General features: G+C 48.4%; 10 protein-coding genes. 4 read left to right on the top strand and 6 right to left on the bottom strand.

Annotated elements, in window-relative coordinates; genetic code table 11:
• Nucleotides 1-4: 4 nt before the first annotated feature.
• Complete coding sequence (locus tag K0504_RS01890) at nucleotides 5-997, bottom strand: isopenicillin N synthase family dioxygenase (protein WP_220102464.1); 993 nt, start codon at nucleotides 995-997, stop codon at nucleotides 5-7.
• A 390-nt stretch (nucleotides 998-1,387) separates the two neighbouring features.
• Between K0504_RS01890 and K0504_RS01885 the strand changes: the two genes are divergently transcribed.
• On the top strand, nucleotides 1,388-1,897 hold the full coding sequence (locus tag K0504_RS01885) for a DUF2165 family protein (RefSeq protein WP_220102463.1): 510 nt from the start codon (nucleotides 1,388-1,390) through the stop codon (nucleotides 1,895-1,897).
• 69 nt (nucleotides 1,898-1,966) lie between these two features.
• On the opposite strand, the gene K0504_RS01880 is transcribed toward K0504_RS01885, so the two are convergent.
• The gene (locus tag K0504_RS01880) at nucleotides 1,967-3,376 is read right to left on the bottom strand and encodes a uracil-xanthine permease family protein (protein WP_220102462.1); all 1,410 of its coding nucleotides are present in this window, start codon (nucleotides 3,374-3,376) and stop codon (nucleotides 1,967-1,969) included.
• A gap of 83 nt (nucleotides 3,377-3,459) precedes the next feature.
• Nucleotides 3,460-5,985 carry a TonB-dependent siderophore receptor gene (locus tag K0504_RS01875; protein WP_220102461.1) on the bottom strand — a complete coding sequence of 842 codons (2,526 nt, stop codon included), beginning with the start codon at nucleotides 5,983-5,985 and terminating at the stop codon, nucleotides 3,460-3,462.
• A 383-nt stretch (nucleotides 5,986-6,368) separates the two neighbouring features.
• On the opposite strand from K0504_RS01875, the gene K0504_RS01870 reads away from it, so the two are divergent.
• Nucleotides 6,369-7,733, top strand: coding sequence for an amidohydrolase family protein (locus tag K0504_RS01870; RefSeq protein WP_220102460.1), 1,365 nt, complete (start codon nucleotides 6,369-6,371; stop codon nucleotides 7,731-7,733).
• Nucleotides 7,734-8,017: 284 nt separating this feature from the next.
• On the opposite strand, the gene K0504_RS01865 is transcribed toward K0504_RS01870, so the two are convergent.
• The 3 genes from K0504_RS01865 to K0504_RS01855 all read right to left on the bottom strand — a co-directional run bounded on the left by K0504_RS01865 (nucleotide 8,018) and on the right by K0504_RS01855 (nucleotide 10,295).
• On the bottom strand, nucleotides 8,018-8,836 hold the full coding sequence (locus K0504_RS01865; RefSeq protein WP_220102459.1) for an SIR2 family NAD-dependent protein deacylase: 819 nt from the start codon (nucleotides 8,834-8,836) through the stop codon (nucleotides 8,018-8,020).
• 39 nt (nucleotides 8,837-8,875) lie between these two features.
• Nucleotides 8,876-9,835 carry a cell division protein FtsZ gene (gene ftsZ, locus K0504_RS01860; protein WP_220102458.1) on the bottom strand — a complete coding sequence of 320 codons (960 nt, stop codon included), beginning with the start codon at nucleotides 9,833-9,835 and terminating at the stop codon, nucleotides 8,876-8,878.
• Nucleotides 9,836-9,899: 64 nt separating this feature from the next.
• The gene (locus K0504_RS01855) at nucleotides 9,900-10,295 is read right to left on the bottom strand and encodes a hypothetical protein (protein ID WP_220102457.1); all 396 of its coding nucleotides are present in this window, start codon (nucleotides 10,293-10,295) and stop codon (nucleotides 9,900-9,902) included.
• A 101-nt stretch (nucleotides 10,296-10,396) separates the two neighbouring features.
• On the opposite strand from K0504_RS01855, the gene K0504_RS01850 reads away from it, so the two are divergent.
• Nucleotides 10,397-11,275, top strand: coding sequence for a hypothetical protein (locus tag K0504_RS01850; RefSeq protein ID WP_220102456.1), 879 nt, complete (start codon nucleotides 10,397-10,399; stop codon nucleotides 11,273-11,275).
• A gap of 84 nt (nucleotides 11,276-11,359) precedes the next feature.
• Nucleotides 11,360-12,361: a helix-turn-helix transcriptional regulator gene (locus K0504_RS01845; protein ID WP_220102455.1), complete on the top strand. Its 1,002-nt coding sequence runs from the start codon at nucleotides 11,360-11,362 to the stop codon at nucleotides 12,359-12,361.
• Nucleotides 12,362-12,444: the final 83 nt, after the last annotated feature.

Raw genomic sequence — 12,444 nt, 5'->3', positions numbered from 1 at the left:
AGCGTTACTTTTTATTGGCGAAGTTCGCCTGTATGCGCTGCTGTAGGTAATCATCAGCGCTAATGGCTGGGTACTTGCCCAGCGGCCCTTGAATCATTACATCTTTATTGGCTTGGCAGAAAAATGCGATGGAATATCGCGCGCCTTGGTATTCCTTCGGCGTTGGCATGCGGACTCGGTGCAGGGTCGACTTGAGTTGATCGTCGCTCCAGCGCATCAGCATGTCGCCGATGTTGCATGTCACCAAGCCGGTTTGTGGCTCCACCGGCGTCCATTGTTGCGAGCTAGCTTCTTTGCCGGGACAAACTTGTAGGCCATGTTGGCCGCTTTGCTGAAACAACAGGGTCAAGCAATCAAAGTCAGTATGCGCTCCTGCGCGCCAATGGCTTTCATCCACCGCAACAGGGCCATTGGTCGCGTAATAATGTAAGAGCCTAAGGGTTGACTGATAACTTGGCTGATCGGGTTGGTGAGCCTGTGCAAAAAAGTTGCTGGCAAAGCCAAGTTTGTCGGCAAAGCAAGACAACACCTTCATGCCCAGTTGCCAGCAGCTGGCTTCAAATTCCAACATGTCGGATTCAAATGCAGGCAGTGCTTGCTGGGGCCATAGGCCCGTCATTCTCGGCCGAGTAATTTGATACGACTCTTTTTGATCCGCCGTGCCGGTTGATGGTCGAACTTGCGCCATCGATTCCCAGCCAGCATTGGTGCCTGGTCGCAGCGGCAATTGCTGCTTGTCCGCTGAGGGCAATGCGAAAAATGATTCGGCATCAGTGAATGCCTGCTCAATGCGATTTAGTGCAATGCCATGGTTGCTCAGTTGGAAAAAGCCACATTCGGTGGCGGCTAACCAGAGTTGCTCGGTGATGACCGATTTGCGGTTATCAAAGTCGGTTAAATCGATGACTGGAATGGCACGTTGTTGGTTTTCTTCGCCAAGCGCACCGAGGGTTGATTCCAGTTGTAGCTCTTGCAGATTGTGTGGGGATGTTGTCATTACGATTGCTCCTAGTCGTGCTGAAAGTACCCATTTCCTGGCCTTTCATCAGGAGCAATGACCCGACGCCAATAGCTGGTGCCTGACTGCTTCTACCCCAATCGCCTGTGTCGTTCAATCAGGCTCATTGTTACTAGCAAAAAGCGGGCACATTTTTAGTGTGTTCGGAGAGCCAATACCAGTCAGCTCTGGCGTACGAGTATGCGTTGGTGGCTAGCGCCAAATTAGCTCAGCAGCACTGACATTGTGCTCAAAATGTTGTCTTTTGGGTCAACTAACTGCCCAGTCGGGCGGCAGCATCGGGCAACTAGCATGGCGCTTGAATTGCATTGAACTGGCTTTCGAAAGAATCACAAATTGCACATAAAACAGAAGGGAACAGGTTAAAGCATGCAAACAATAAAACTGACTCGATGGTGCAAAATTAGCTTAGTGGCGGCAGTGGCTGGATTTGCTTGGCTGGTGGCTTACAACAATGTGGTGGACTACGGGTCTAATTTCGCTTTTGTGCAGCACGTGCTGACCATGGATACCACCTTTGAGGGCAATCAGCTGACCGGTCGCGCCATTACAAATCCAACTCTGCATCATGCTGCTTATGCTCTGATCATTGTGGCTGAAGCGGCGGTTGGTTTGTTGTGCTCAGTTGGTGCCGTTTTATTGTGGCGCCAACTGAATGCAACTAATGGTGAATTTAATGCTGCCAAAGGAGTAGCAACATGCGGTTTGGTGCTTGGCATTTTGCTGTGGTTTGGTGGCTTTATGACGGTTGGCGCTGAGTGGTTTTTAATGTGGCAATCACAAATTTGGAATGGTCAGCAACCGGCGTTTCGGTTTGCGATGGTGTTGTTTGCATGCCTGTTGTTTTTGCATCAACAAGAGCCGCAGTCAGAGCCATAAAACATGCCAAACCAAGCGGGTGATTTGGCATGTATGGCTGACTGCTCTTACCAAGGTTGCTCGTTGCTTCTAGTTGGCCGCTGCCGGCTGGATCCGCTTTGACTCATCAATGGGAATAACCAGCTCGAGCACCGCGGCAACGAGCGTTCCGCCGGCTACTGGGAAGCCGAGCAACATGATGAGCGTTTGCGGCAGCTCTGGTAGCCAGGCCGGCACCAGCGTTAAAGCAAAGCCGCACAGGGTTGCCAAGGCGACGATTTGCCAAGAGCGAGTCGGAAACGGCGAACCGCGAATAATCCGAATGCCCGATAGGCCGACCAAGGCAAACATAAGGCCTGTCGCGCCAAACAACAGTCCGGCAGGCATGGTTTGAAAGATGCCGCCAAAGACCGGAAAGCACCCCATAACAATCAACAACGCCGCAATCACTTTGCCGATGTGGCGGCTAGCTACGCCGGTTAACTGAATGACACCATTGTTTTGGCTGAAGGTGGTATTTGGAAAGGTATTAAACACCGACGCCAATAATGAATTAAAGCCATCGCCGAGGACGCCATTTTTTATTCGGCGCCAGTATTTGGGGCCGCGAATGGGTTGGCTTGATAAGCTGGACGTGGCGGTTAAATCGCCCACTGATTCCGTTGCCGTAACCAAATATATTGGCAGCAGCGTAAAGAATATGGCCCAATCAAAGCCAATTGGGTATTGCAGTGGCTGAGGGTAGAAGTAGCTCGGTAACTCGTTAAATATGGAAAAATTGACCTGCCCTAACAGTAGCGCAGCCAGATAACAAATACCTAACCCTATGCTGATGGAGCTTAATCGAAGCCATGCGCTCTTGCGGGTGGCAAACCAGCAGATCAGCCCTACAACCGCAACTGCCAAACCAATCACCAGATAACCCGCTTCACCGTTGGCAATACTTTGTTGGTAGGCTCGCTCTAAATTTTGGCCGGTTTTCATCACCAAGGTAATGCCCAACAAGATCACCGCAGTTCCTGCAACGGTTGAGGTGATCACGCGTTGCAGCGATTGCAGAAATTGACTCAGTATCATGACCACAATGGCGCCGGCGCCAGCGGAGCCAAAAATAATGCCCAGCAATTCTTCATTGGAAACCGTGCCGCGCAATTCTGAGGACGCAAAAATAAGCGGGCCAATAAACGAAAAGCTGGTGCCTTGAATGGCCAATAGGCCGGAGCCAATAGGGCCAATAGGGCGAACCTGAATGAGCGTCGCAAGCCCTGATACCACTAATGAACAGCTGATCATATAGCTTGTCTCTGCGGCGGAAAGGCCCATGCCGTTAGCGATGATGAGCGGTGCTGTGATAATGCTGACGAAAATAGCCAGCAGGTGTTGAACTGCGGCTAATGATTTGCGAGACCAGGGTGGGTTGTCATCCAGACCATAAATGATTCGGGAGCCGGTGGTATGTTTGGCGTCCCCTCCAAGTGATTGCATCAAATTGCGAAACATCACGTGCTCCAAGATTTTCTTATAATGGTGATTACACAGGTAAGCAAAAAAAGAGCCGGTTTCGAAAAACCGGCTCCAGAGGGTTAGAACTTATAACCAAAGGTAGCTGAAAAGGTTCGCCCCTCAGATGGTTTAACCACTACGGAGTCAAACAAGTCGGCTGAGGTGTAGTAGTCCTCATCCAGTAAGTTGTTGACGCTTAGTAGCAGCTCGTAACGGTCGGTAATGTAACCGGCGGAAGACGTCCACACCGAATAGCTCGGTAGTTCAACGGTCTTAAAGATATCGGTGTAGGTACTGTCGACCCAGCTGAAACCTAAACTACCGGTGACTCGGCCATCGCCTAACTCTTGCACATAGTTGGCATAAAGGCTGGCGGTATTGTCAGGTAACCCGCCGCGATCGACTTCTGCGCCAGCTCCAAGAAAGGTTGAGCGAGAGCCAGCAAAACGACCGCCGTAAACTTCCCAAGCTTCCAAGCCATTTTGTTCGGCAAAATCAGCACCATTCAACACGGCCAATGCGCCATCACTGACTTCGGTGGTTTCAATGTGGGTTGCCGTTGCGGTCACAGACCAGTTATCGGTGACTACGGCGCGTGCTTCAAATTCAACACCGTCGGAATAGACCGCAACTAAGGCAGCGGTTTGGCCATCTCGGTAGGTTTTTTCCTGATCGAAGTAGGCTAATGCGGTAAAGAGGCGGCCATCAAAGCCTGAATACTTGATACCAGCTTCAAATAACTCGGATTCTTGTAGCCATTCGCCGCTGTCGACAGTGGCAGAAATAACCCCGCCGAGCTGGTTGGTACTTAGCGAATTCGATTCGGCGTAGGTGATATATGGCACCAGCCCAATGTCTGAGTTGTACGACAGGCTGACGTTGTAGCTAATGGCGCTGTCGGTATCGCTCTTCACATCGGGTTTGTTGTCACCGTCGGCATCGACAATCAGCGCGCCCACTAAGTCGCGCGCCTCTTCATAGGCTTCAATGTCGTAGTAATCGTAACGGGCGCCCAGTAATAGACTGAACTGGCCGATAGTAATATCCGATAGCATGAACAAGCCTGAGTTGATGTTTTCCGATACTTGCTCTTCGTTGAAGTTACGGCGCAAGGTGCCGTCATCTAAGTAGGGATCAGACACGGCCCAGTCAAAGCGATCGTCCGGGGTTGGCCCAACCGTTAAGTCGCGAAGATCAAAGGTTTCGTCGTACCACGCATGGTTTAAATCCAGATCATCTTTACGAACGCTGACGCCAACAATGTTCTCGGTTGTAATGCCGTTGAATTCGTACTCAAACGTCAAGCTTGAGCGCAGTTCATAAACTTTGGCGTCAGGATAAGCTGCGGTGAAGCCCCAACTTTGGAATTTTTCATGATCCATATAGTCCATGAAAAATTGGTTTTTCCACGTCATGCCATTATCAAATTCGGTGATGAAGTCGAGATATAAGGTCAGTACATCGGAATCGGCATAATCAATGGAGTCGATGAAGATGGTTTCGTGGCCAATTTTAGCGGTGCCAACGGTCTCTTCTTGTAACCCATAAGCTGGGCCGAAACACGTTAGCGGGGAGCCGTTGTAACTAAAGCTTGCGCCATCGCCTGGAATACACCAAGTGTTAACATTCGAGAAGGACGCATTCGGTGCGCCATTGGTAATGCCGTCTTGGATGAAGCCGGATTCTTGCGGCAATAATCGATCGGCACCAATCGGGTTGTCACTATTGCGAACTGGTGGCGCTCCTGTGATGTATATGCCGTGATCGATCAAATCTTGAGTCACGCGGTTCCAACCGGGCACCTGAATGTGATCGGAGCTTTGCCACTGAAAACCAAACTCCATGGTGGTGCTATCTGCCAAGTCATAATCTACCGCCACCTGAACCATTTTACTGGTTGGTGAATACACATCGTAAAACGAATCAGACTTTTCATATTCAGCAAACGCATACACGCCGCCTTGGCGCCCCGCTAAGGTGAACGGCATACCGCCTTCCGCAGAAATGATTTTTTGATCGTAGCTGCCCACAGTTACATCGACTCGGCCGGTTGGGCTTTCGATGTATTTCGCGGTGTCACTTCGAGCTGATTTTGGGATGTAGTTTAGCTGGCCACCCACACTACCGGTGCCATATAAGGGGGACACAGGCCCACGTAAAATCTCAAGTTTGCTGGCGCCACGAATATTGGTTTTGAATGCACCAGGGTTTTCAATGCGACGAAATCCGCGGAAAAAGTTATCGGCGGGTTCGCCTCGTAAATCCATTGCCCCCTGAATACCAAAAAATGAACTGGTAAATGCGCCAGGTGTCATGCGAACCAAGTCATCAACGCTACGCAAACCGTAATTTTTGGCTAGTTCCGCGGTCACTTCAGAGACTGATCGCGGTGTTTCCAGTAATGGTTTGCTGAAGCCAAATGCGCCTTCAGAAGGCTCAGTGGGCAGCACCGAAAAATCGTCGGTAACATCTTCAACCACATAATCGTCCAGCTCAGCAACGTCCCCTTGTTCCTGCGCTAATGTCGACGCCATGGGTAGAAACGCAAGCCCAACGAGAGCTGCTTTAATGGCGTTGGCCAGTTTCTTTTTTGGATAATTAGTCATTCACAGTCCCCTAGTTGTTTAAAACTCTCCAAGGGCGGCGGAGCAAATCTTATGCCTAAAAAATGAGCATGTGAGGCGGTTTCACGTGAAACCCGCGAATTTAGTGACTCACAAAGCTGTTCAATTAGTCAGTTAATTAATTGAGAATAATTTGCGTTGTCACTTTTTGTTAACATTTGGTGCATGTATCCGTTATTGGGCTTGGTTATAGGGATAGGGCAATCACTTCAACTGACCGGCAGCGAAGCTGTGTTGGCTGCTCATCTTTTTAGTTGACCGTTAAGGCAGGAATTTGGCGCTTTGTCGGGATAATTTATTGAGAGGGGATAGGCGGCCTAGTTTTTGCTCTGACATTAGTCACGTTGAGTTGGAGTGGCATATCTGTGAAAGCAATTCATATCAGTAACATTCAGTACCTTGTTGATGGCTCAGGAAGTCCTGCGGTGAGCAATGCTGTGGGCGTCAACATGCGTATCGTCGATGGCGTTATCGAAGCGGTCGGTGAATCGGTGTTAGCTAAACCCGGTGATGAGCATATTGATGCAACCGGGCTTGTCATGTATCCGGGATGGGTGAATACCCACCATCATTTGTTCCAGTCGGTACTCAAAGGACTATCTATTGGGATTAATGAGCGCTTATTTGGCTGGCTCAATCATGTCACCTTTCCTCGCGTTGGCCGAGTTACTGAGCAAGCGCTCAGAGCAGGCGTTCGCTTAGGATTAGCAGAATTGCTATTGAGTGGCACCACCACCTGTGCCGATCATCATTATATTTATCATCAAGCGCTTGATCCGCTTATGGCTGATCTGCTGTTCGAGGAAGCGGATCAGCTCGGTATGCGATTGGTATTGTGTCGCGGTGGCCAACTTAAAGAACACGTCAATCGCCAGTATCCCAGCCGCACCAAACCTGAAACCATGGCTCAGTATCAAGATGATATTAAGCGCCTCACTGAGCATTACCATCAGCCCCAAGGGGATGCCATGCGGCGTATTGTGGTGGCCCCGAACACGCCGACGTTTTCGATGACGCCCGATGAACTTGCTAGCTTGGCGGATTTCTCGCGTAGCTTAGGGTTACGGATGCATTCGCACTTGTCTGAAACGGAAAATTACGTTGAGTTTTGCCAGCAAACACATGGTTGTTTGCCGGTGGAGTTTGTTGCTCGCCATGGCTGGCTTGGTGATGATGTTTGGTTTGCTCACATGGTGCATGTTGCCGAAGCTGAATTTGAGTTATTGGGCGAAACGAAAACGGGTATTGCTCATTGCCCAGCATCTAACGGCCGTCTCGGTAGCGGTATTGCGCCAATTTGGCCGATGCAACAGGCCGGAGCAACAATCTCGATTGGTGTTGATGGAGCCGCCTCCAATGAGCAGGCCAGCATGTTGGCCGAGCTACGGTTGGCCTGGTTGATGCAGCGCGCCGTAACACGGCGACCCGACCAAATTACCATTGAGCAGGTCATTCATTGGGGAAGCGCGGGCGGCGCAAAAGTGTTGGGGCTGGACAGCATTGGCACCTTAGCGCCAGGAATGGCTGCTGACTTGGCGCTGTACCGGCTCGACCAACTTAGCAATATTGGCCTCCATGAACCTGTTTATGGGCCAATCGCTTGTGGCCAAGCAACGCCGGCACTTGTGATGTGCCAAGGGCGGGTGGTGGTGAAAGATGGCCAGATCCCCAATCTCGACTTGGCGCAATTAAAGCGCATGGCCGCCGACGCCGTGGCATTACTGGCCTAGCGATTTAAGTGGCGCGGCGGAGTTGTGTTCGCTTTGACAGGCAGTCTAAAGCGGCGCTTGTTTTAATGGGGCTGCCGCTCGATCGTTGCTATTGAAAAACTATTTACCGATACAGAAAGTGAAGGTGCCCACAGACAGTGGCTTTCAGCTTACCTTGGCGCCCGATTGGGGCCCAAATCGTAAAAATGGATGATTTTCGAGGCCAAGGTTTAGTTAGATTTTAGCCTACAACTTACAGCAACGAATTGTCGCTAAGCAAATACAAGGCAGGCTCGCAGTATTAGCTATTCGATGATCTCATTAATATTAATCAACGCCTCTAACGCCCCCGATTTTAGTGCTAACCCGTGGGGTGGGACATCCGTATCTTTGGGGTTAATGCGAATTAGCTTCGCGTTAGTCAAGCTATCACTCAAACGGCGTACAGTTGGTACAGCATTTCCAGCACCAATCTCGATAACAACAAGGCTTTTCTGCTGAGCTTTGGCGAGCCAAACTTCAAATCGCTCCTGCTGCTCTTCACTTCTGTCTTCTACCCAGTACGGATCATCAAACATCAATATATTAGGCCTAGCTGGGCCGCAGCAGCTGGGGCAATAAGGTATATCGCCATCTACGGCCATTTGCTCTTTGCGTCGAGTGAAGTTCAGTTCCCCTGCAGGCCAAATATCAGACTGGCATTCGCTTGCACATTGCAGGTGATGAATAGAGCCGTGGCATTCGTAAGTGCGACTGGGAGCAAAGCCTGCTTTTTGAAACTGGCCATCGACATTGCTCGTATAAATGAAGTAGTTGTCACCCATGCGAGCTGCCCACTGCTTAAGAATTTGGAACCCTTTGTGGGGTAGAGTATCTCTATAAAGCGCCAGCCGATGACCGTAAAACCACCACAATTGTCGCGCTCTATATGGAAACACCGCTCCGTTTGCTAACGCTTCAAAGTCAAATTTTAGTTGTTTTGCCTGAGGGTAAGCGCCCCAAAAGCCGTCTTTACTTCTGAAGTCCGGCAAGCCTGAATCCACTCCCATTCCTGCTCCCGCAGCAATCAAAATTGCATCTGCTTGGCTAACGATAGCGGCGGCTTGCTCAAATAGTGTTGGCATTTACGGATCTCTTCTTCCGATAAACAATTGGTCACGACTTCAGTCATAAGGAATGCCTGTGGCGAAAATCATTATTTCAAAATCGTGTGATAATTCAGCCTGCAAAGATAAACCAACGATGACCATTGCGTTCGGGTTAAGGCTAGCTTGAATGCTTTCTCCGATTTGGTGATAGTCACCCAGCTCAATGGTTTCTCTTGCCGTAATATGTACGATTGCGCCATTGGCTTTGGTTAGGTCTGCCTCTTCCAATAGTGGAGCATACAATATGTCGGCAATTGCATCTTCTATCGTATCCGAGGTATCTAGCTTCCTTACCCCCATTACTGCCTTGCCTGGTTGATTGAAAAGCACTTTAAAGTCACTCATATCGATATTAATCATGCCCGTTCCAGACAGCATGGTGGTCAGGGCTTTTAAGCTATCGACGAGCAATTGATTGCTATGGTCAAACGCGTCAACCAAGCGAAACTCACCGCCAAGTACTTTCGCCAGTCGATCATTAGGAAGTACGATCACAGCTTTGCAGTATTGCTGCAGCTTTAATATTCCCTCTTCGGCATATCTCGCTTTTTGTTGGCCTTCAAAGTTAAATGGTTTGGTCACTATGGCTATTACCGGAATAGCGAGAGACTGAGCTACACGTGCTACCTCTGGAGAGGCACCTGTTCCCGTTCCTCCACCCATTCCGGCAGTGAGAAATATAATTTCAGTTGATTTCAGAGCATTTAAGATGTCGTTTTCTGATTCTTTGGCTGCTGATCGACCTACATCAGGTTTTGCTCCAGCGCCGAGTCCTGATGTTAAAGATGGTCCTATTTGAACCGCGTTATCATAACGGTCAGAGCGAAGTGAGCGCTGATCTGTGTTGATAGCTACCAGTTGGACTTGCTCTTTCGGGCCCTCTTTATAGATACGTTGTAATGTGCTGCAACCGCACCCTCCTACGCCAACGACAGCGATTGATTGTGTTGAATTATTTGTTTGATACTCCGTCATTGTTATGTCCTGCCAGTGATTTCTCTGGGTAATGTAATTAGCTGTGCGACAGCTGGTGTCGGCTCTAAGACCTTTGCTTTTTAGTCAGACTTTTTACTTTCTCTAATGCTTGTAGGCATAGATTAGGTGCTGAGTTGGTACCTTGTTTCTTACAGACAAATTGGCGTATATGAGCATTTGCAATTTTTCTGGCCATGCCATCTTTTTGGTAACTAACCGGGTGACATTGATGCTTTTGGTAATAGATCTTGGAGTATTCGCTAATGGCAATACTGCGGTGCTCCTTATTGAGCAACAATAGGCAGCAAATAATCCAAATCGAATCATGTGTTTGAATATGAGCTACTGATACTGTCTCTAAGCTGCCAAAGTGATGCTTAGGAAGCCAGTGAGGGTGAGTACGCTTCCCTTGTCTGCTGTACCAGTTAGCCACTTTGAGCATGGTTTGTTCGTCAAACATAAGTCCTCCTTAGTTGAAAAAGGAGGCTAAACCGGCATGCCGACATGCCTTGTCGCCCTGGCGTTTACGCTGCATTTAAGGGTCAACAAAAGGACAAACCAATGCTGCCAACGACTATTGAAAACTATCGATCTGCTGGGACCAACAAAGAACGAACTGTTCAAATGATGTTGGCCGCAGCGCCAGACTTACGAATCAGAATTCGTCTAGCTGCAAACGAATTTCTTCATGAGGATATTCAGTTGGTTCTGGTTGATGATGAGTCTGAGCAAGTCAGGCATAGTCTTGCTAAGAATTGCCATATTTGTCGTGAAGTTCAGGTGATTCTGAGCCACGAAGGCTCACTAACTATCCGGCTCGCCTTAGCGACCAACAAAGGGCTGGTTGATGATGTAAAGCAGATACTGCGTGAAGATTCCGACTTGGCTGTGCAACAACAAATCATTTGTCAGAGCCAACTAGATGATGAACTCGTGAAGGATGTTTTACGCTCGAACGATTATGAGATTCGCGAGTCATTAGCGATTCGAAAAGGCATATCGAGCAGTACGCAACTAAAGCTAGCTCAGGATAAAGCGTGGGAGGTCAGGAAGGCACTAGCGTCTAATGAAGAGCTGCAGGAAGAGGCAATGGTTAAGTTAGCCCATGACCATGATCCAGATGTATGCAGCGCTCTGCTGGATCGTAGTGATTTATCGCACCAAGCATTGAAAGCACTATTGCAGAATACATCCTTCATTCGGCATAAGACCAATTCCTATTATTCCGTAAGGATGGACGGTGCTCCCAAATTAGATAACTATCTCGTATCGTTTGGGGAGGGCGATTCAGAGAGCGTTAATTTGAAGTTATCGGTGAGCTTCCCAAATGGCAGTCAACAATCCGTTACTCTGGCGTTTCATGCCAATAACCATGAATATCAAATAGATAATGCAATTCAATTAATTGGTTGGCTAAGTCGTTCAGGTAGCAAGAGGTAAGTGAGAGCATGGCGACACTATTTGTCGCTTTAGTTAGTTATCATCTACTAAGTGACAAAAACTTACCTTGGGAATACAGGCGTTATGTCCAAAAGCACAACCCTTCGTCACCTGATGATGTTGAAGATTCTGCCGAAGTACCCATCGTTTATTCTGGTGAAAGACCTTCAATCCGAGCTACAAGAAGAGGGCTTTTCGGTTGATCTTCGAACTGTCCAAAGAGATTTGAGATCGATGCAAGATCTTATGGGGCTTGATTGCTGTGATAGTCCTGAGGGGTATAAATGGCGTTATGCCAGAGTAAATACTGAGATGCTGCCAAATATGCGCCCTAGCGAGGCTTTATTGCTCGTAATTGCCGAAGAGTTTCTAACAAGAGTGCTGCCATTAGAGTCTCTCAGAATGTTAGAACCACGGCTACAAAAGGCAAAAACAACGTTAGACAAGGATAAAAATTTAGGAAAATGGCGTAACAAATTAAAGGTAATTAGTGGGGAACTTGAGTTGATTCCCAACTCAACAGATGAGGACATACGCAGCACAATCTACGAATGCATTTTAAAAGACGAAAAAATTACCATCACTTACCGAAAACGCGTAAACCACGAACCCTTGGAGTATCTTTTAAACCCTCAAGGTTTGATAGTAAGAGACCATAATCAGTATTTGATCGCTACCAAGTCAGAAGCTCTGGGCCAACAAAGAACATTTTTGTTGGAAAAAATAATATCAGCAGAAAGAACATATCAACCAGTTGATGATGGGTGCCAATACTCCTTCGATGACGCGATCAATCGAAACCCTACCGGTTACATGCTGAAGGATGAGTTAATCAAGGTATGCCTCCGGGCAAAGTGGGTTCCAGCAAGATTACTATCAAACAATAAACTGAGTTCAGATCAGACAGAGAAACAGTTGGAGGGCGGTTGGATTGAAGTTTATGCAACAACACATTTGACATACGACTTAATAGGTTGGATTTGCCGATTCGCCGAAGCAATAGAAGTTGTGCAGCCCAAAGAGCTAAGAGAGCAAGTTTATCGGCGGTTAGTCAGTGGAATAGAGCTAAATAAACCAATTGAATGACCATACGGCGTTGTTGCCTAAATCGATTGAACTATTGGAGCAGGCTTTGATCTGATCGTCTGAACTTACAGATGGGACAGGTC

It is taken from the genome of Neiella holothuriorum (assembly GCF_019457915.1).
In the GTDB taxonomy this organism is placed as follows: Bacteria; Pseudomonadota; Gammaproteobacteria; order Enterobacterales; family Neiellaceae; genus Neiella; species Neiella holothuriorum.
This window is presented reverse-complemented; position numbering and strand designations above follow the sequence as displayed.